Raw genomic sequence first — 19354 nt, forward strand, 5'->3', positions numbered from 1 at the left:
CTTGCAGTCTTTAACCTCTGGGATGTTTGCACGCGGCTCATTAGGCTGACGCGCATGCACGACGACGATCTGATCATCCGCCCGGCTCTGGCCGAGGACGAGCGCGCACTCGCCGTCCTCAATCGCGCCGCCTGGTCCACGCTGTCCGACGTCTCCCCGGAGCCGTCCGAGGAGGACGGCGTGTTCGACGAGCGCCACACCCCGGACCAGTTCCTGCTCGCCCTCGTCGACGGCCGCATCGTCGGCTACGTCCGCCAGGTCCCGGCCACCCCGCTGGCCAGTAACCGGCACGTCCGCCAGATCCAGGGCCTGGGCGTCGACACCTCGGTCCGCGGCCGGGGCGTCGGCCGGAAGCTCGTCGAGGCCGCCTGCCAGGCCGCGAAGGCCGGGGGCGCGCGCAAGGTGACCCTGCGGGTGCTCGGCTGGAACGCCCCGGCCCGCCGCCTCTACGAGAGCTGCGGCTTCGTCGTCGAGGGCTCGCTCTCCGAGGAGTTCCTGATCGACGGGACATACGTCGACGACATCCTGATGGCCCGCCCCCTGGCCGGCTGACCCGCTCACCACTCGCGCACATCTGACGCAACGTCAGATGTGTGCGGATGGTGCAGAGTCGTGACCCGCCCGCCCTGTCTGCGACGGCATCCCGCCGGGTACCGTACGCCCGTGAGCAACTCGACGCCTCCCGGGTGGTACCCGGTACCCGGTGCGGACGGCACGGCCGGCCACGAGCGCTGGTGGGACGGCACCGCCTGGACCAGTGACGTCCGCCCGCTCCAGGGCGGCGCGGCCCAGCTCGCCGACGCCCCGACCCAGGGCTGGCAGCCCCCGGGACCGCCGGCCCCGACCCCGCCCGGGTACGGCTACGGCGCCCCGCAGGACGCCGCCGGCTACGGCAGCCCGCACGAGGCCGCCGGCTACGGCTACCCGGGCGGCCAGGCCCCGGGCTACGGCTACCCGGCAGCCCCGGTGCCCGGCTACGGCTACCCGCCGCCGGCCAAGCCGGGCGGCGGGGTGAAGCCGGGCGTGGTCGTCGGCATCGGGCTCGGGGTGCTCGCCGTGGGCGGCGTGATCCTCGCCCTGATGCTCAACAGCGGCTCCCCGTCGGCCGATCCGTCGCCGAACCCGACGGTCACCGTCACCCGGAGCGAGAGTCCCGCCCCCAGCCCGACCTACACCCTGCCCACCACGGTGCCGACGCCGACCCTGCCCGCGCCCAAGCCCGCGCCGGCCCTCAAGAGCACCGTGCCGGACGCCCAGCACGCGATCACCGTCCCGGTCTTCGACGGCTGGGACGCGACGACCAACGGCACGAAGGCGACGGTCTTCCTCGGCGTCGGCCGCTACACCTGCCCGGACGGCAACTCCTGCATCCGCGGCCAGTTCTCGGTCCAGAAGGACACCGTCCAGGGCACCACCGCCAAGAACGCCGCCGAGGCCACGATGCCCGGCTACGCGGGCGCGATCTTCACCGGGATCACCTCGCACACCGACTCAGGCTCCGGCTACGTCACCGTCGCGGGCGTCCTCGGCTACGCCTCCCGCTGGCACATCCGCACGTCGGACGGCACCCAGGGCTACGTCCTGCTGGCCGCCGTCCCGGCCAAGGGCGGCGGGTTCGTGGTGTTCGAGGGCGGCGTGGACGACGACCCGGCCGCGCCCGACGCCTCGGTGCTGGACCAGATCCTCAAGGGCATCAAGCAGGACGGCAGCGCCGGCACCGGCAGCACGACCTGACCGGCGCCGGGCCGATCAGTCCCCGTAGCGCTCCCAGAGCTTGGGGAAGCGTTTCGCCATGACGTCCGGGTCGTCGAAGTCCAGCGACGCCCCGGACGGACGGCCGGCCTGCCGCCCGCCCACCTCGGGCAGCGGCAGCCCGGTCAGCTGCTCGTACGCCTCGTCGGCGGCGTAGCCGAGGTCCTCGGCCTCGCCGTCCTCCTCGTCGTCGAACTCGGGCAGCAGGTCCGCCAGGTCGTCCGGCTCGTGCAGGCCGCCCTCGAAGACGTCCCGGCCCTGGCCGATCAGCCAGCACCGGAAGAAGTCGAAGGTGTCCTCGGAGGCGCCGTCGAGCAGCAGGTAGGCGGCGCCCCACAGGTCGTACCGGTGGGCGCGCTGGAACCGGGCCTCGAACAGCCGGGCGAAGTCGATCACGTCGTCCGGGGTCAGCTGGACGAGGCGTTCCACCAGCCGGTCGGCCTGCTCGTCGGGGTCGCCCTCGGCGGCGTCCCGGGTCTCGTCGATGATCTGCCAGAAGTCGGTCTCGTCCATCACCGCTCCAGCATCCCCGTTCACCCGCCTCCGCGCATGCCATGGCCCGGCGAAACGCTGGTGACACCTGAGCAAAGAACCCCGGCGGGAACGGCGGAACCCCGCGCCGTCCGAGGACGACGCGGGGTTCCGTACGACCAAGTCACGGTCAAGCCGCGACCGCGTGGGTCAGAGGCCGAGCTCGACCTCGAACTCGCCGGCCTCCAGGATCTCCTTGACCGCGACCAGGTAGCGGGCGGCGTCGGCGCCGTCCACCAGGCGGTGGTCGTAGGAGAGCGACAGGTAGGTCATGTCGCGGATGCCGATGGCGGTGCCGCCGTCGGACTCGATGACGACCGGGCGCTTGACGGTGGCGCCGATGCCCAGGATGGCGGCCTGGTTCGGCGGCACGATCACGGTGTCGAACAGCGCACCGCGCGAGCCGGTGTTGCTGATGGTGAAGGTGGCGCCGGACAGCTCGTCCGGGGTGATCTTGCTGTCGCGGACCTTGGTGGCCAGCTCGGCGGTCTTCTTGGAGATACCGGCGATGTTGAGGTCGCCCGCACCCTTGATGACCGGGGTCATCAGACCCTTCTCGGAGTCCACCGCGATACCGATGTTCTCGGTGTCGAAGTAGGTGATGGTGCCCTCGGCCTCGTTGATCCGGGCGTTGATGACCGCGTGGGTCTTCAGCGCCTGGGCGGCGGCCTTGACGAAGAACGGCATCGGGGACAGCTTCACGCCCTCGCGGGCGAGGAAGGCGTCCTTGGCCTTGCCGCGCAGCGACATGATCTTGGTGACGTCCACCTCGACCACGCTGGTCAGCTGGGCCTGCTCGTGCAGGGCCTTCATCATGTTGTCGCCGATGACCTTGCGCATGCGGGTCATCTTGACCGTCTGGCCGCGCAGGGCGGACGGCGCGGCGGCGGCCTTCGGCGCGGCGGCCGGGGCGGCAGCGGCGACCGGGGCCGGAACGGCCTTGGCGGCCTCCGCGGCGGCGATGACGTCCTGCTTGCGGATGCGGCCGCCGACACCGGTGCCGGCAACGGCCGACAGCGCGACGTTGTGCTCGGCGGCGAGCTTGCGCACCAGCGGGGTGACGTAGGCGTCACCGGCGTCGGCCACCGGAGCGGCCGGAGCAGCCGGGGCGACCGGGGCCGGAGCGGCAACCGGGGCCGGGGCGGCCGGGGCCGGAGCAGCGGCGACCGGGGCCGGAGCCGGGGCGGCCGGCGCGACCGGAGCAGCCGGGGCGACGGGGGCCGGGGCAGCCGGGGCCGGAGCGGCAACCGGAGCCGGAGCCGGAGCGGCAACCGGGGCCGGAGCGGCAGCGGCGGCACCCGGGACACCGATCAGCGCGAGCTGGGCGCCGACCTCGGCGGTCTCGTCCTCGCCGACCAGGATCTTGACGACGACGCCGGCGACCGGCGACGGGATCTCGGTGTCGACCTTGTCCGTCGAGACCTCGAGCAGTGGCTCGTCGATCTCGACCGTCTCACCCTCGGCCTTCAGCCAGCGGGTGACGGTGCCCTCGGTGACCGACTCGCCCAGCGCGGGCAGCAGGACCGGGGTGGCGTCGGCGGTCGGGGCCGGAGCGGCAGCAGCGGCCGGAGCCGGAGCAGCAACCGGGGCCGGAGCGGCCGGAGCCTCGGCCACCGGGGCCGGGGCGGCGACCGGAGCGGCAGCGGCGGCCGGGGCCGGAGCGGCGACCGGGGCGCCGGTGCCGTCGTCGATGATCGCCAGCTCGGCGCCCACCTCGACGGTCTCGTCCTCGGCGACCTTGATCGAGGCCAGGATGCCGGAGGCCGGCGCCGGGATCTCGGTGTCGACCTTGTCGGTCGAGACCTCGAGCAGCGGCTCGTCGACCTCGACACGCTCACCCTCGGCCTTCAGCCAACGGGTGACAGTGCCCTCGGAAACGCTCTCGCCCAGCGCGGGCAGTGTTACTGAGACCGCCATGGTTTCAGCGACTCCTATCAAGTCTTGCGTACTGGAAATGGGGGGTGGGGGCGTGATCAGTCGTGCGCGTGCAGCGGCTTGCCGGCCAGCGCCAGGTGCGCCTCGCCCAGGGCCTCGGACTGGGTCGGGTGCGCGTGGATGAGCTGCGCGACCTCGGCCGGCAGGGCCTCCCAGTTGTAGATCAGCTGAGCCTCGCCGACCTGCTCGCCCATCCGGGCGCCGACCATGTGGACGCCGACCACGGCGCCGTCCTTGACCTGGACGAGCTTGATCTCGCCGGCGGTCTTCAGGATCTTGCTCTTGCCGTTGCCGGCCAGGTTGTACTTGAGGGTGACGACCTTCTCCTTGCCGTACAGCTCGACGGCCTTGGCCTCGGAGATGCCGACGGAGGCCACCTCGGGGTTGGAGTAGGTCACGCGCGGGACGCCGTCGTAGTCGATCGGCACCGGCTTGAGGCCGGCCAGGCGCTCGGCGACCAGGATGCCCTCGGCGAAGCCGACGTGGGCCAGCTGCAGGGTCGGGGCGAGGTCGCCGACGGCCGAGATGGTGGGCACGTTGGTGCGCATGTACTCGTCGACCAGGACGTAGCCGCGGTCCATCGCGACGCCGTTCTCCTCGTAGCCGAGGCCGGCCGAGACCGGGCCGCGGCCGATGGCGACGAGCAGCAGGTCGGCGTCGATCTGCTTGCCGTTCTCGGTGGAGACGCGGACACCGGCCTCGGTGTACTCGACGCCCGAGAAGCGGGCCTTCAGCTCGAACTTGATGCCGCGCTTGCGGAACGCGCGCTCCAGCAGCTTGGACGAGTTCTCGTCCTCCAGCGGGACGAGGTGCGGCAGCGCCTCGACGATGGTGACGTCGACGCCGAAGGACTTCCAGACCGAGGCGAACTCGACGCCGATCACGCCGCCGCCCAGGATGATGGCCGACTTCGGGATGCGGTCGAGCTTGAGCGCGTGGTCCGAGGAGATGACCCGGTTGCCGTCGATCTCCAGGCCCGGGATCGAGCGCGGCACGGAGCCGGTGGCGAGGACGATGTGGCGGCCCTCGATGCGCCGGCCGTTGACGTCCACCGAGGTCTGCGAGGAGAGCTTGCCCTCGCCCTGGATGAAGGTCACCTTGCGGGAGGCCACCAGGCCCTGCAGGCCCTTGTACAGGCCGGCGATGACGTCGTCCTTGTACTTGTGGACGCCGTTGATGTCGATGCCCTGGAAGGTGGCCAGCACGCCGAACTCGGCGGCCTCCTTCGTCTCGTCGGCGATCTCCGCCGCGTGCAGGAGCGCCTTGGTCGGAATGCAGCCGCGGTGGAGGCAGGTGCCGCCCAGCTCACCCTTCTCGACCAGGGCAACGCTCAGGCCCAGCTGAGCGGCGCGGAGCGCCGCGGCGTAACCGCCGCTTCCGCCTCCGAGAATGACTACGTCGAAAACGGTGCTGGCGTCGTTCGCCACGTCACGTCCTCCATGCAATGGGGTGTGGATCGCCGGGCCGGTCGCGGTCCGGTGGGTCGGAAGCCTTTGTGGGGCGCCCAGTCGTGCCGGAAATACATCTTCGCACTTGTTCGCGGTGGCTGATGTCCGGGTCCGCCCCAGGGGTGTCCCGGAGGGCGGTCACCGGGGCGGGAAGACCCCGGACGGAAGGGCATCATCGCAGCTCAACGCCGGGTTGACAGCTGCCGGACGGGCGTCGGCGCCCACCCCGGGCGCGGCCTCTTCCGCAGTGTGGAACAAAGTTTCGCCCGCAGCGAACAGGGGTGCGGGGTCGGGCGGAGCCCTACCAGCGGGTAACCCACCGGGAACGCCGACGGGGGCCCGGCGAACACGCGCCGGGCCCCCGTCGGAGCGGGTGCCGGGTCGGGCCCTGCGGCCCGGATCAGGCCTTGGCCGCCGCCGTCTGCTCGGCGTAGCGGACCAGGGTGCGCACCGCGCTCGCGGTGCCGCCCTTCGGGGTGTAGCCGAACGGCGCGCCCTCGTGGAACGCCGGACCGGCGATGTCCAGGTGCGCCCAGGTGGCGCCCTCGGCCACGAACTCCTTCAGGAACAGACCGGCCACCAGGCCGCCGCCCATCCGCTCGCCCATGTTGGACAGGTCGGCGATGGTCGACTCGGTCATGCCCTTGCGCAGGTCGGCCGGCAGCGGCATCGGCCAGGACTGCTCGCCCGCCTCGCCCGCGATGGCGTGCAGGGTCTCGCGCAGCTCGTCGTTGTTGGACATCACGCCGAAGGTGCGGTTGCCCAGGGCCATCACCATGGCGCCGGTCAGGGTGGCCACGTCGACGATGACGTCCGGGTTCTCCTCGCCGGCCCGCACGATCGCGTCGGCCAGCACCAGGCGGCCCTCGGCGTCGGTGTTCAGCACCTCGACGGTCTTGCCGCCGTACATGCGCAGCACGTCACCCGGGCGGGTGGCGGTGCCGGACGGCATGTTCTCGGCCAGCGCCAGCCAGCCGGTGACGTTGACGGCCAGGCCGAGGCGCTTGGCCGCGACCACGGCGGCGAACACGGCGGCGGCGCCGGCCATGTCGCACTTCATGGTCTCGTTGTGGCCGGCCGGCTTCAGCGAGATGCCGCCCGAGTCGTAGGTGATGCCCTTGCCGACGAACGCCAGCGTGGCCTTGGCCTTCGGGTGGGTGTACGCCACCTTCACCAGCCGCGGCGGGTTGGCCGAGCCGCCACCGACGCCCAGCAGGCCGCCGAAGCCGCCCTTGGTCAGCGCCTTCTCGTCCAGCACCTCGACCTTGAGGCCGTGCTCCTTGCCGGCCGCCTGGGCGATCGCGGCGAAGCTCTTCGGGTTCAGGTCGTTCGGCGCGGTGTTGACCAGGTCGCGGGCGCGGTTCATCTCCTCGCCGACGGCGACGGCGCGCTCGACGGCGGCCTTGGCGTCCTTGCTGCCCTTGCGCGGGGCCAGCACGACCAGCTCGCCGACCGGCTCCTTGCCGTTGCCGTCGGCCTTGTAGGTGCCGAAGGCGTACGAGCCGAGCAGGCCGCCCAGCGCGACCGCCTCGACCTCGTCCGCGGACTCGGCCGGCAGCGCCAGCGCGGCCTTCTTGGTGCCGGCCAGGGTGCGGGCGGCGACACCGGCGGCGCGACGCAGCGCCTCCAGTCCATAGCCGTCCTCGGCCGCCTCGCCGAGGCCGACCGCGAGCACGAGCGCGGCCTTCAGGCCGGCGGGGGAGGGCACCTTGACGGCCTCGCCCTCGGCACCGGTGGCGCCCAGGGTGGTGAGGACCTCGGCCAGCTTGCCCTCGAACGCCTCGTTCACGGCCTCGGCGCCGGGGGCCGGCACGATGCCCTTGGGGCCCTTGGCGACACCGATCACCAGGGCGTCCGCGCGCAGCGAGGCGGCGGAGGAGGTGCTCACAGACAATGCAGTCACGTAATGCGTCCTGTTCTTTCGCGGTCCACGGCCGGTCGCGGCGAGGCTGCCGCGCCGGCGCAGCCCGGCGGGCGTCACGGCCGTCCCGCCAGCGCGGGCCGGGTCCGGGCCCCCTGGCTGCGCGCACCCGCACGTCGCGGCCGCGCACACCAGAGGTCCCGGCTCCTCGGTACGCGCCGGGCGGGCAGGACCTGCGACGGTGCAGGGCTGCGGTGCTCCCCGCATGGTAGTCCGCATGGTGGGATCACGCGCCGCCCGGTGTCAGCCGAGCAACGCCAGGGCGAACAACGTGCCGGTCGCCGCGGTCTCGGCCATCGCGCCGAGCACGTCCCCGGTGATCCCGCCGAACCGTCGTACGCAACGCCGCAGCAGCAGCCAGGCACAGCCGGTGCCGAGCGCAACGGCCGCCGGGAGGCGGAGAGCGGGCGAACCGTCAAGTGCGCCGAGGGCGGCCAGTGCGAGCGCCGCGGCGGCCGTCCCGGCGACGGCCGCCCCGGGCGTCACCGTGCTCGCCACCATCGCGCCGAGCCCGCCCGGCCGGGCGGGCGGCACCGACCGCAGGCACCCCCAGGCGAGCGCACACCGCGCGGCCACCGCCGAGGCGAGCACCGCGAGCGCCCCGCGCCCGGTGGAGGCGTCGAACTGCTCGGCCAGCGCGGCGATCTGGGCCAGCAGCGCGAGCACGAGGGTCAGGACGCCGAACGGGCCGATGTCGGACTGCTTCATGATGCGCAGCGCATCCTCGGCCGGCTTCCCGCTGCCCAGCCCGTCGGCGACGTCCGCGAGGCCGTCCAGGTGCAACCCCCTGGTCAGCGCGGCGAGCACCCCCACCGCCGCCACCGCCCCGAGCAGCCCGCCGGCCCGCCACGCCACCAGGGCCCCTGCCCCGGCCGCGATCCCGCCCAGCACCACCCCTACAACGGGGGCCGCCACCATGGCCCGCCCCCCGGCGGCCCGGTCCCATCGGTCGACCCGCACCCGCAGAACGGACAAGGTCCCGAACGCGAACCGCAACCCCTCGCCCCACGTGGCCCGTTCACGGTCGTCCGACACGACGTCACTTCCTCCGTAGCCGAAGAGACCACCCACGCCCCGACCGGGACGCGGGAACCGAAATCGCGCAGCTCCCGGCGCCCCGAAAGGGGCGCGGGGAACTGCGCGAGACAGAAGGCCACGGCCCGAAGCCGCGCCCCGACAGCCAGTTGCCGATGCCCTGCTACAGCCGCCGCAGCAGATCCGCCGCCGACGGCAGCTTCGGCTGCTCCTTCGGTGCCGGCGGCACGTACGGCTGCGGCGCCTCCTCCGCGAGGGCGTCCCCAGCGGCCTGGAGCAGCGGCAGCGCCAGCAGCGCGCCGACGCCCTCGCCCATGGTGATCCCCTGGTCCTGCAGCGGCGTCAGCGTGAGCCGGTCGTACGCCTTCGCCTGCGCCGGTTCCCCGCTGGACTGCCCGGCCCGCCACCACTCCGGCGCCCGGAACGCGATCCGCTGCGCGACCAGCGCACAGGCGGCCGAGACGACCCCGTCCAGCACCACGGGAAGCTTCCGCACCGCGGCCTGCAGCAGGAAACCGGTGATCGCCGCGAAGTCAGCCCCGCCGGTGGCGCCGAGCAGCGCCAGCTGGTCGCCGAGCACCGGCCGGGCCCGCCGCAGCGAGTCCCGGATGGTCGCGCACTTGACCATCCACACCCGGTCGTCGATCCCCGAGCCGCGCCCGGTCACCGCGGCGGCGTCCGTCCCGCAGAGCGCGCCGACCAGCACCGCGGCGACGGTGGTGGAGGCGACTCCGAGGTCCCCGAGCAGCACCAGGTCGGTGCCCGCGTCGGCCTCCTCGTCGGCGACGGCCATGCCGGCCCGGAAGGCCCGGACGGTCTCCTCGGGGGTGAGGGCGTCCTCGATGTCGATCCGGCCGGAACCGCGGCGGATACGGTGGGCGACCACCTCGTCCGGGAAGTCCGCCGGGTCGGCGTCCACCGCGACGTCGACGATCCGCACGTCGGCGCCGTAGCGCCGGGCCAGCCGGGCGACCGGCGCGGTGCCGTCGAGCACCGCCCGCACCCGGGCCGCGGTGCCGCTCTTGGCGGGCAGCCGGGACACCCCGAGCGCCGCCACTCCGTGGTCGGCGGCGAACAGCAGCACCTTGGGGGCCGACACCGGCCGCACCGGGGAGCGCCCCTGCACGGACGACAGCCAGCTGCCAAGCTCCTCCAGCTTGCCGAGCCCGCCGCGCGGCCGGCCGGCTGCCTGCCAGCGCTCGTCGGCGGCCCGCCGGGCGCTCTCGTCGGGGCGCTCGACGAGCGAGGAGAACGTATCGAGATCCACGGTCGTGTCCATCGGTGGGAAGGCTACACGCCGCCGGTGTTCAGCCTGCGGCTGGCTTGACCGTCAGAACCTGCCCGGCCACGACCAGCAGCACACGCTCCGAGGCGTCCGCCACGGCCATGTTGAGCCGGCCCAGGGTGTCGCGGAAGCGGCGGCCGGCGGCGGTGGCCGGGACGACGCCCATGCCGACCTCGTTGCTCACCGCGACCACCTGACGGCCCGTCCGCTCCCAGGCCGCCGCCAGCGCCTCGCAACGCCGCTGCACTGCGGCCTCGCCACCGTCGGCCCAGACCGCGTCGTCCCAGGCGCCGCACTCGTCCATCGCCGACGTCAGCCACAGCGCCAGGCAGTCGACGAGCACCGGCGCCGGATCGGCGGTGTCCGCCAGCACGGTCTCCAGGTCGCAGGTCTCGGCGGTGCGCCAGCTCGCCGGCCGCCGCTCGCGGTGCAGGGCGACCCGCTGGGCCCACTCGGCGTCGCCGTCCCGGGTGCCGCCGGTGGCCACATAGAGGACGTCCGGGTGGCCGGCGAGCAGCTGCTCGGCCTTGGTGGACTTGCCGGAGCGCGCCCCGCCGAGGAGGAGCGTGCGGGTGGGTGCGGGGTGGGTCGCCATGCGGCCCATCCTGCCCGACCAGGCATACGGAAGATCGGGCCGGGCAGGCTAAGGTGCGCAGCACACAGGCAGCGTCGTCAGTGGGAGGAGCCGGGCATGGTCTGGACGTGGCGGTACGAGAGGGCGGACGGCACCGAGCCGACGACGAGCGTCGGCCAGGAGGAGTTCGCCGGCCAGGGGGACGCCGAGACCTGGATCGGGGAGACCTGGAAGCAGCTCGCGGAGGACGGCGTCGACACCGCGGTCCTGCTGGAGGACGACCGGGTGATCTACTCGATGAGCCTGCACGAGGAGTAACTCCCCATCCAGTGGGCCTACTTGGCCCCGATCACGTGCAGCAGCGCGGCGACCTGCCGGTAGGGGTTGGTGCGGCCGGCCCGGTCCTCGGCCTCCAGGAGCTGGGCCAGCTGCCGCCCGTCCACCGGCGGTGCCGCGTCGTCGGGCGCGTTGTCGGTGAAGACCCGGACGCCGTACCAGTGCTTCAGGGGCACCGACACCTCGGAGAGGGTGACGGAGAGGTCGGCGAGCCGGTCGGCGCGGGCGGCCAGCCCGAGCCGGTTGTAGTAGCGGTCGCTCTCGAAGGCGTGCAGGGCGGCCCGCCAGTCCCCGGCGGCGGCGGGCCGCAGGGCGAGCGCGTCGCGGTTGCGGACCAGCAGCGAGAGCAGCCCGCCGGGCGCCAGCAGCCGGGCCAGCGAGGCGATCATCGGGTCCGGGTCGGGCAGGTACATCAGGACGCCGTGGCAGAGCACGACGTCGAAGCTGCGCGGGCCGAACCAGCGCCCGCACTGGTGGCCGTCACCGCTGAGCAGCTGCATCCGGTCGCGGACCTCGGCCGGCTCCTCGGCCAGCGCCCCCTGGGCGACGCCGAGCGCGACCGGGTCGGAGTCTATGCCGGTGACGTAGTGGCCGGCCCGGGCCAGGCGCAGCGCCTGGGTGCCCTGGCCGCAGCCGATGTCGAGGACGCGCTGGGAGGTGCGGCCGGCCAACTGCTCGGCGAGCTGCCGGGCGACCAGTTCCTGCCGGACGAAGTTGCGCAGTCCGCCGAGACGGTCCAGCCAGGCACCGGTGCCGCCGGCGAAGGAACCGCTGCGGGAGGGAAGCCGCCGTTCCTGGCCGAACCGTTCCTGCCCGGGCCGGTCCTGGCCGAGCCGGTCGTGCCCGCCGTCGCCCTGGCCCGGCAGCGCGTACAGGCCGGGCCCCTCCCAGGACGGTGGGGCCCAGCCGGAGTCCACCGGTTCGGCGGTCAGGGCCTCTCCCCGCGACGCACCTGCGGCTTGGGCAGTCGCAGCCGGCGCATCTGCAGGATGCGCATCAGGCCGTAGGCGACCGCACCGCGGGTGTTCTGGTTCTCGAAGCGCTCGGCGAGCTGCTTGCGCAGGCCGAAGCCGAGGCGGACGAAGTCCAGCGCGACCAGCACGAAGAACAGCAGGAACAGCAGCGTGGAGAGCAGCTGGAGGGCCGGCACCTTGACGATACTGAGCACCAGGATCAGCACGGCGGCCGGGAGGAAGAACTCGGACAGCGACCAGCGGGAGTCCACGTAGTCGCGGGCGAACTTGCGCACCGGGCCCTTGTCGCGGGGCGGCAGGTGGCGCTCGTCGCCCTCCAGCAGCGCGGTGCGCTGCTTCTCGCGCTCGGAGCGCATCCGCTCGCGGGCCTGGCGGGCGGCCTCCTTGCGGTCCTTGGGCACCGTCACCCGGGTACGCCGGTTGGCCTCGGCCTCACTGCGCTTGGGGGTGGGGCGGCCCTTCTTGGCCTGCGGGTCGCGGGCCTGGGTCGTCTCGTCCTGCTTCTCCAGCACGGCGGCGGAGGCGGCGGCATCATCTGAACGGCGTCGGAACACACCCCCAGCGTACGGGGTGCGGACGGGCTTCTCGGGGTGGCCTCGGACCCAAACGCATATCGATCCGGGAGGTGGGAGCCCCGATGGGGTTTTCCGGGCCCTTCCCGTAGGGGATCAGTCGGATGGAGGATGGGGGGGATGAGAGCCGGATCCACCCCGGGGATGAGGAGTGGGGCGCGTCGCTGTAGCAGTCTTGTTGCAGGCAGGTGGACTGCGGCGACGGGCTCGCTGCACATACACTCGTCGTGTCTGGTAACGAGATAGAGACCGCAGGCCGGAGAAGGGGGCACCCGAGGCCCATGAGCGACGGAATCATGAAGCGTATGGGGTTGATCTTCCGCTCCAAGGCGAACAAGGCCTTGGATCGGGCGGAGGATCCCCGTGAGACGCTCGACTACTCCTACCAGAAGCAGCTCGAACTGCTGCAGAAGGTACGGCGTGGTGTCGCGGACGTCGCGACCTCGCGCAAGCGCCTGGAACTCCAGCTGACCCAGCTCCAGCAGCAGTCCGCGAAGTACGAGGACCAGGGCCGCAAGGCGCTGTCCCTGGGCCGTGAGGATCTCGCGCGCGAGGCGCTGACCCGCAAGGCCAACATGCAGTCCCAGATCACCGACCTGGAGACGCAGTACCAGGCGCTCCAGGGCGAGGAGGAGAAGCTCACGCTCGCCTCCCAGCGGCTGCAGGCCAAGGTGGATGCCTTCCGCACCAAGAAGGAGACCATCAAGGCCACCTACACCGCCGCCCAGGCGCAGACCCGCATCGCCGAGTCCTTCTCCGGGATCTCGGAGGAGATGGGCGACGTCGGCCTGGCCATCCAGCGGGCCGAGGACAAGACCGCGCAGATGCAGGCCCGGGCCGGCGCGATCGACGAGCTGCTGGCCTCCGGCGCGCTCGACGACGCCAGCGGTCTCGGCCGCAAGGACGACATCGAGGCGGAGCTGGAGCGGGTCGCCGGCGGTTCGGACGTCGAGCTGGAGCTGGCCCGGATGAAGGCCGAGCTCTCCGGCGGTTCGCCGTCCGGTCCGGCCGCGATCGAGCAGGGCAAGCCGCAGGACGCCCACCCGCAGCAGGACACCCCGCGCATCAACTACAACAAGTGACCTGAGCTCCACCCCACGAACCAGGGAGACGCACGGCATGATCATGAGGGTCATGGGTGAGGGGCAGTTCGAGGTCGGCGACGACCACCTGAACCTGCTCAACGAGCTGGACGCCGAGCTCGTCACCGCAGTGGACTCGGGGGACGAGGAGCTCTTCCGTCGCGCGTACGGCAAGCTGCTGGATGCGGTGAAGCAGTACGGCACCCGACTGCCGGACGAGTCGCTGGAGCCGTCCGAGCTGATCCTGCCGGCCGCCGAGGCGACGATCGACGAGGTCCGCGCGCTGCTGATGGCCGACGACGAGGGCGTCATCCCGGGATACCCGGAATAGCCTCCGCGCCGCGCTGCCAGACGAAAGGGCGGGCCCCCTCCACCCGGAGGGGGCCCGCCCTTTCGCGTACCGGCCGCCTTACGGCAGGGCCAGCATCCGGTCCAGCGCCGCCTTGGCGTACTTCTCGGTCTCCGGGTCGACGGTGATCACGTTCGGCACCCGGCCCTCGACCAGCGACTCCAGCGCCCAGACCAGGTGCGGCAGGTCGATCCGGTTCATGGTCGAGCAGAAGCAGACCGTCTTGTCCAGGAAGACGATCTCCTTGTCCGGGTGCGCCTTGGCGAGCCGGCGGACCAGGTTCAGCTCGGTGCCGATGGCCCACTTGGAGCCGGGCTCGGCGGCGTCCAGGGCCTTGATGATGTACTCGGTCGAGCCGACCATGTCGGCGGCGGTGACGACCTCGTGCTTGCACTCGGGGTGCACCAGGACGGTGACGCCGGGGATGCGCTCGCGGACGTCGTTCACCGAGTCCAGGCTGAACCGGCCGTGCACCGAGCAGTGGCCGCGCCACAGGATCATCTTGGCGTTCCGCAGCTGCTCGGCGGTCAGGCCGCCGTTCGGCTTGTGCGGGTTGTACAGGACGCAGTCGTCCAGCGAGAAGCCCATCTCGCGCACCGCGGTGTTGCGGCCGAGGTGCTGGTCGGGCAGGAAGAGCACCTTCTCTCCCACCCGTCGCCCACCACCACCCTCGCTCGAGGCGCTTCGCGCCGCCCCTTCTTCGAAGGCCCACTCCAGGGCGCGCTTGGCGTTGGAGGAGGTGCAGATGGTGCCGCCGTGCTTGCCGGTGAAGGCCTTGATGTCGGCGGAGGAGTTCATGTACGAGACCGGGACGGTCACATCGGCTATGCCGGCGTCGGTCAGCACGTCCCAGCACTCGGCGACCTGCTCGGCGGTGGCCATGTCGGCCATCGAGCAGCCGGCCGCGAGGTCGGGGAGGACGACCCGCTGGTCCTCGGTGGTGAGGATGTCCGCGGACTCGGCCATGAAGTGCACGCCGCAGAAGACGATGTACTCGGCCTCCGGGCGGGCCGCCGCGTCCCGGGCGAGCTTGAAGGAGTCGCCGGTGACGTCGGCGAACTCGATCACCTCGTCGCGCTGGTAGTGGTGGCCCAGGATGAAGACGCGGTCGCCGAGTGCGGCCTTGGCCGCGCGGGCGCGCTCGACGAGGTCCGGGTCGGAGGCCGGGGGGAGGTCACCGGGGCACTCGACGCCGCGCTCGCTGTTCGGGTCGGCCTCGCGGCCGAGCAGCAGCAGAGCGAGCGGCGTCGGAGTGGGGTCGACGCCGTAGGTCTCGGTGATGGTGGTGGTCACGGGCGGGTGCCCTTCTGTGCGGCCGATCAAGCGGTGAAGCCTTTTCGTCTATCTGACGCTATCTATTCTAACCGGTTAGCGTCAAAGTGACGATGGCCATCCTGTCGATGTGACGAGAACCGCTCGCCGGAACGGATGCTTCCTGGTGTGGCCGAATCGATATCCGAGTGTGCAGGGGTATGGCTGGGGCCATGAAAGCAATCGCGATCAACCGGTACGGCGGCCCCGACGTGGTCGAGTACACCGATCTGCCCGACCCCAAGGTCGGGCCCGACTCGGTCCTGGTGGAAGTCCGGGCGGCCGGGGTGAACCCGGTGGACTGGAAGGTCCGCGAGGGCGCCCTGGACGGCCTGCTGGACGCGCACTTCCCGCTGGTCATGGGCTGGGACGCGGCCGGCGTGGTCCGCGCCGTCGGCGGCGGGGTCACCGAGTTTGCGCCCGGCGACGAGGTCTACGGCTACGTCCGCAAGGACGCCGTCGAGCACGGTACCTACGCCGAGCTGGTCGCCGCGCCCGTCCGCACCCTCGCGCGCAAGCCGGCCGCGCTCGACTGGGCACAGGCCGGCGGCCTGCCGCTCGCCGGGCTCACCGCCCGCATCAAGGCGATCGGCCTGAAGGCAGGGGAGACCCTGCTGGTGCACGCGGCGGCCGGCGGGGTCGGGCACCTGGCCGTCCAGCTCGCGCGGGCCCGCGGCGCACGGGTGATCGGCACCGCGGGCGAGCGCAACCACGACTACCTGCGCGGCCTCGGGGCCGAGCCGGTCAGCTACGGCGAGGGCCTGGCCGACCGCGTCCGGGCGCTCGCCCCGGGCGGCGTGGACGCGGCCCTCGACCTGGTCGGCCGCGGCGCCGTCCAGGTCTCGGCCGGACTGGTCGCCGACCCGGCCCGGATCGCCTCGATCACCGACTACGGGGTGAAGGCGCTCGGCGGCCAGTACGTCTGGGTCCGCCCGGACGCGGCCGGGCTCGCCGAACTGGCCGCGCTCGCCGACGAGGGCCGGCTCACCGTCACCGTCGCCTCCACCTTCCCGCTCGCCCAGGCCGCCTCCGCCCAGGCGCTCAGCGCCGAGGGCCGCACCCGGGGCAAGATCGTCCTCCTGGTGGACTGACGTCCGACCACCGGCCGTCATCTGCCAGCGGTGGACTCGCTCCTGTCATCCGCCAGAATGGTGCCGAACCGTTTCGGCAGAGGCCACTGCCGTCACTCCCCACCGATCCCCGCACGACCGTGGAGCCCCGCACCGATGACCAGCAGCCGAGCGCACGAGGTGGTCGGGGCCGACCTGGACGAGACCGACCGGCTGCTCCTCGCCCGCCTCAGCAGCGACGGCCGCGCCTCGTACGCCGAGATAGGCCTCCAGGTGAACCTCTCCGCCACCGCCGTCCGCCGCCGGATCGACCGGCTACGGGCGCGCGGGGTGGTGCGCGGCTTCACCGTGGTGCTCGACCCGGCGGTGCTCGGCTGGCAGACCGAGGCCTTCGTCGAGGTCTACTGCCGCGAGCGGACCGCCCCCGAGGAGATCCTGGCCAGCCTGCGCCAGTTCCCCGAGGTGGTCGCCGCCTGGACGGTCACCGGCGACCCGGACGCCCTGGTGCACCTGCGGGCCGCCGACATGCGCCACCTGGAGGCCGTCATCGAGCGCATCCGCAAGGAGCCCGGCGTCCAGCGCAGCCGCTCCTCCGTGGTCCTCTCGCAGCTGATCGGCTGACCCCCTCCCAGCCCGGTCAGCCCACCCGTCCGGCCCACCCCGCCAGCCACGCAGGAATCCTGCGCGAGCCCGCCCGAAGACGCTCGAAACCTGCCTGACCAGCCGCGTTCCGACGCGCGGCACACCCCCTCCGCTGCCTAGGCTGATCACGTCCGGTCAGCGCGGTGAACGCTCCCGCCGCGCCGGATCCCCCCGACACCCCACAGCCGAGAGGGACAGCCGTGTCCGCAGCACCCGACCGCATGCACCGGCCCGACAACGACCTGGTCGACCTGGTTTTCGACTACATGCGGGAGCGGCTGCAGTACGACCCCGTCCCGCTCGACCACCCCGGTGACGGCGAGCACCTGCGTGCCCAGCTGGCCGGCCTGCTGAACCCGGACGGCAACAACCCGGCCGACGTGCTCAAGCTCTACGACCACGAGCTGTCCCGCGCGGTCATCTCCGCCGACAGCCCGCGCTACCTGTCCTTCATCCCGTGCGCCCCCACCAAGGCCGCGCTGCTGTTCGACATGGTCGTCTCCTGCGCCTCGCTCCAGGGCATCTCCTGGCTGGAGGCGGCCGGTGCGATCGCCGCCGAGAACCAGGTGCTGCGCCTGATCGCGGACCGCGCCGGCCTGCCCGGGACGGCCGGCGGCACCTTCGTCTCCGGCGGCTCGGCGGGCAACCTGTCCGCCCTGGTGGTCGCCCGCGACACCGCCCGCCGCAAGCTCGGCGTCGGCCCGGAGGCGCGGCTTCGAATAGCCGTCGCCGACCAGGTGCACTCCTCGGTCAAGAACACCTTCAACATCATCGGCGTCGAGGCATTCAAGGTCCCGACCGTCGACCGGCGGTTCACCGGCGAGGCGCTGCGCGCCGCCCTGGCCGCCGACCCCAACCCTGAGACGGTGATCGCCGTCGTCGGCACCGCCGGCACCACCAACGAGGGCATCGTCGACGACCTCCAGGGCCTCTCCGAGGTCACCCGCGAGCGCGGCCTGTGGTTCCACGTGGACGGCGCCTACGGCGGCGCGGGCCTGTTCGCCCCCTCGGTCCGCGCCCGCTACAACGGCATCGAGCACGCCGACTCCTTCGTGGTGGACCCGCACAAGTGGCTGTTCGCCCCGTTCGACTGCGCCGCGCTGATCTACCGCAATCCGCAGCTCGCCCGCGCCGTGCACACCCAGGACGCCTCCTACCTCGACGTCCTGCACACCGAGGGCGACGAGTGGAACCCCACCGACTACGCCTACCACCTGACCCGGCGCGCCCGCGGCCTGCCGCTCTGGTTCTCGCTCGCCGTGCACGGCACCCAGGCGTACACGGACGCCATCGAGACCGGCCTCAAGCTGGCGCAGGACACCGCGCAGCTGATCCGCGAGACCGGGCACCTGGAGCTGCTGTTCGACCCGCAGCTCTCCGCCGTCTGCTTCCGCCGCACGGGCTGGACCAACGACGACTACTACCGCTGGTCGCAGCAGCTGCTCGCGGACCAGATCGGCTTCGTCACCCCCACCGGCTGGGACGGCGAGACGGTCGCCCGCTTCGCCTTCCTGCACCCGGGCACCACGATGGAGATGGTCCGGGAGATCCTGGACACCATGGCCTGAGCAACAGCCCGGGCACCAGCCTGGGCTCAAGCGTGACGTACGGCCCCCGCCGGGTTCGGCGGGGGCCGCCGCGTCGGCGCCGCGCTACAGGAAGGCCCCGCTCGGCAGGTACGGCGCCGGCGGCTTCATCCCGTGCAGTCCGACGTACCCCTGCGGCTCCGGCGTGAGCCCGACCTCCAGGCCGACGTCGAGTGCCCACTCCTGCTCGGCGGTCAGGAAGTCCACCCGCGCCGGCACCCCTTCCGGCACCCGGGCCAGCGCCTCGCGCAGCAGCCGGGCGGCGATCCGCTTGGTGGTGGCGGCCAGCAGCTTCACCTCACCTCCGTCCCGGTAGCAGTAGCCGCTGCCGGCCAGCGAGTCGGCGATCAGCAACTCCTCGAAGTGGCCCAGCATCAGCTCGTGGTCCGGCCCGTGGGCGGAGCCGCGCAGCCGCCGGTCCACCGAGTCCAGCAGGTGCCGGTGGGTCGCGTTGCCGCGGTGCACCGGGATGTCCCCGGGATCGATCAGCCCGGCCCGGTCCACCCGCCCGCTCAGCCGCATCGCCGGGTGCAGCGTGAACCCGGCCAGCCGGTAGCGGCGGGCCGCCGCCGGGGACTGCAACACGCAGACCATCCCGCGCAGGCAGCCCCGCCCGTGCGCCGCCGCCCGCTCCAGCAGCAGCCGTCCGACGCCCTTGCCCTGCGCCTGCGGCCGGACCACGAACAGCGACGGCATCCACAGCCCTTCCCGGCGCATCGACAGCACGGCGCCGACCGCCTCTCCGCCGCTCTCCGCCAGCCAACAGCCCTGGGGGTCGGTGCGGGCCAGGTGTCTCGTACGGGCCAGCTGCACCGGCGTCGGCGCCGCTGCCCGGTCGTGGTCGTCCGGACCGGCGAACGAGGCGAGGGAGAGCTCCTGGACGGCCTCCGCGTCGGCGGCGGTGTCCCTGACCTGGCGCAGGATCATGCCCACCATCCTGGCGCCCGCCGG

The 19354-nt window shown here is 72.8% G+C and carries 19 protein-coding genes; 8 read left to right on the top strand and 11 right to left on the bottom strand.

Features of this window, described 5'->3' with window-relative positions:
- Positions 1 to 54 precede the first annotated feature (54 nt).
- Together KV557_RS03265 and KV557_RS43990 are read left to right on the top strand one after the other, a co-directional pair.
- Positions 55 to 552 carry a GNAT family N-acetyltransferase gene (locus tag KV557_RS03265; RefSeq protein ID WP_218198059.1) on the top strand — a complete coding sequence of 166 codons (498 nt, stop codon included), beginning with the start codon at positions 55 to 57 and terminating at the stop codon, positions 550 to 552.
- Between the two features lie 111 nt (positions 553 to 663).
- Positions 664 to 1734, top strand: coding sequence for a DUF2510 domain-containing protein (locus KV557_RS43990; RefSeq protein ID WP_218198060.1), 1071 nt, complete (start codon positions 664 to 666; stop codon positions 1732 to 1734).
- A 15-nt stretch (positions 1735 to 1749) separates the two neighbouring features.
- Here KV557_RS43990 and KV557_RS03275 read toward each other — a convergent pair whose 3' ends face one another.
- The 7 genes from KV557_RS03275 to cobU form a co-directional block, all read right to left on the bottom strand.
- The gene (locus tag KV557_RS03275) at positions 1750 to 2265 is read right to left on the bottom strand and encodes a DUF4240 domain-containing protein (RefSeq protein WP_218198061.1); all 516 of its coding nucleotides are present in this window, start codon (positions 2263 to 2265) and stop codon (positions 1750 to 1752) included.
- 168 nt (positions 2266 to 2433) lie between these two features.
- Positions 2434 to 4200, bottom strand: a complete 1767-nt coding sequence (sucB, locus tag KV557_RS03280; protein WP_218198062.1) for a 2-oxoglutarate dehydrogenase, E2 component, dihydrolipoamide succinyltransferase — start codon at positions 4198 to 4200, stop codon at positions 2434 to 2436.
- A 56-nt stretch (positions 4201 to 4256) separates the two neighbouring features.
- On the bottom strand, positions 4257 to 5663 hold the full coding sequence (gene lpdA / locus KV557_RS03285) for a dihydrolipoyl dehydrogenase (protein ID WP_256176846.1): 1407 nt from the start codon (positions 5661 to 5663) through the stop codon (positions 4257 to 4259).
- A gap of 403 nt (positions 5664 to 6066) precedes the next feature.
- Positions 6067 to 7569, bottom strand: coding sequence for a leucyl aminopeptidase (locus KV557_RS03290; protein WP_218198064.1), 1503 nt, complete (start codon positions 7567 to 7569; stop codon positions 6067 to 6069).
- Between the two features lie 261 nt (positions 7570 to 7830).
- Positions 7831 to 8622: an adenosylcobinamide-GDP ribazoletransferase gene (locus KV557_RS03295; RefSeq protein ID WP_218198065.1), complete on the bottom strand. Its 792-nt coding sequence runs from the start codon at positions 8620 to 8622 to the stop codon at positions 7831 to 7833.
- A gap of 163 nt (positions 8623 to 8785) precedes the next feature.
- A complete protein-coding gene (locus tag KV557_RS03300; RefSeq protein ID WP_218198066.1) occupies positions 8786 to 9901 on the bottom strand; it encodes a nicotinate-nucleotide--dimethylbenzimidazole phosphoribosyltransferase in 1116 nt (371 codons plus the stop codon).
- A gap of 28 nt (positions 9902 to 9929) precedes the next feature.
- Entirely contained in the window at positions 9930 to 10502 is a 573-nt protein-coding gene (cobU, locus tag KV557_RS03305) for a bifunctional adenosylcobinamide kinase/adenosylcobinamide-phosphate guanylyltransferase (protein ID WP_218198067.1), read from the bottom strand.
- A 96-nt stretch (positions 10503 to 10598) separates the two neighbouring features.
- Here cobU and KV557_RS03310 point away from each other — a divergent pair, with 96 nt between their 5' ends.
- On the top strand, positions 10599 to 10799 hold the full coding sequence (locus KV557_RS03310; RefSeq protein ID WP_218198068.1) for a hypothetical protein: 201 nt from the start codon (positions 10599 to 10601) through the stop codon (positions 10797 to 10799).
- 17 nt (positions 10800 to 10816) lie between these two features.
- Here KV557_RS03310 and KV557_RS03315 read toward each other — a convergent pair whose 3' ends face one another.
- Complete coding sequence (locus tag KV557_RS03315) at positions 10817 to 11557, bottom strand: class I SAM-dependent methyltransferase (protein WP_218198204.1); 741 nt, start codon at positions 11555 to 11557, stop codon at positions 10817 to 10819.
- A gap of 188 nt (positions 11558 to 11745) precedes the next feature.
- The gene (locus tag KV557_RS03320) at positions 11746 to 12345 is read right to left on the bottom strand and encodes a DUF3043 domain-containing protein (RefSeq protein ID WP_218198069.1); all 600 of its coding nucleotides are present in this window, start codon (positions 12343 to 12345) and stop codon (positions 11746 to 11748) included.
- A 299-nt stretch (positions 12346 to 12644) separates the two neighbouring features.
- Here KV557_RS03320 and KV557_RS03325 point away from each other — a divergent pair, with 299 nt between their 5' ends.
- On the top strand, positions 12645 to 13445 hold the full coding sequence (locus tag KV557_RS03325) for a PspA/IM30 family protein (protein ID WP_218198070.1): 801 nt from the start codon (positions 12645 to 12647) through the stop codon (positions 13443 to 13445).
- Between the two features lie 37 nt (positions 13446 to 13482).
- Positions 13483 to 13776 carry a PspA-associated protein PspAA gene (pspAA, locus tag KV557_RS03330; RefSeq protein ID WP_218198071.1) on the top strand — a complete coding sequence of 98 codons (294 nt, stop codon included), beginning with the start codon at positions 13483 to 13485 and terminating at the stop codon, positions 13774 to 13776.
- 78 nt (positions 13777 to 13854) lie between these two features.
- On the opposite strand, the gene nadA is transcribed toward pspAA, so the two are convergent.
- Complete coding sequence (gene nadA / locus KV557_RS03335) at positions 13855 to 15087, bottom strand: quinolinate synthase NadA (protein ID WP_374106584.1); 1233 nt, start codon at positions 15085 to 15087, stop codon at positions 13855 to 13857.
- 191 nt (positions 15088 to 15278) lie between these two features.
- On the opposite strand from nadA, the gene KV557_RS03340 reads away from it, so the two are divergent.
- The 3 genes from KV557_RS03340 (at position 15279) to KV557_RS03350 (ending at position 18385) form a co-directional block, all read left to right on the top strand.
- Positions 15279 to 16196, top strand: a complete 918-nt coding sequence (locus KV557_RS03340; protein WP_218198072.1) for an NADP-dependent oxidoreductase — start codon at positions 15279 to 15281, stop codon at positions 16194 to 16196.
- A 135-nt stretch (positions 16197 to 16331) separates the two neighbouring features.
- Positions 16332 to 16796, top strand: a complete 465-nt coding sequence (locus KV557_RS03345) for an Lrp/AsnC family transcriptional regulator (protein ID WP_218198073.1) — start codon at positions 16332 to 16334, stop codon at positions 16794 to 16796.
- Between the two features lie 221 nt (positions 16797 to 17017).
- A complete protein-coding gene (locus tag KV557_RS03350; RefSeq protein ID WP_308129745.1) occupies positions 17018 to 18385 on the top strand; it encodes a pyridoxal phosphate-dependent decarboxylase family protein in 1368 nt (455 codons plus the stop codon).
- Positions 18386 to 18469: 84 nt separating this feature from the next.
- Here the strand turns inward: KV557_RS03350 and KV557_RS03355 are convergent, their stop codons facing one another.
- A complete protein-coding gene (locus tag KV557_RS03355) occupies positions 18470 to 19330 on the bottom strand; it encodes a GNAT family N-acetyltransferase (protein ID WP_218198074.1) in 861 nt (286 codons plus the stop codon).
- Between the last annotated feature and the right edge of the window lie 24 nt (positions 19331 to 19354).

It is taken from the genome of Kitasatospora aureofaciens (assembly GCF_019192735.1).
Taxonomy (GTDB): Bacteria; Actinomycetota; Actinomycetes; order Streptomycetales; family Streptomycetaceae; genus Kitasatospora; species Kitasatospora aureofaciens_A.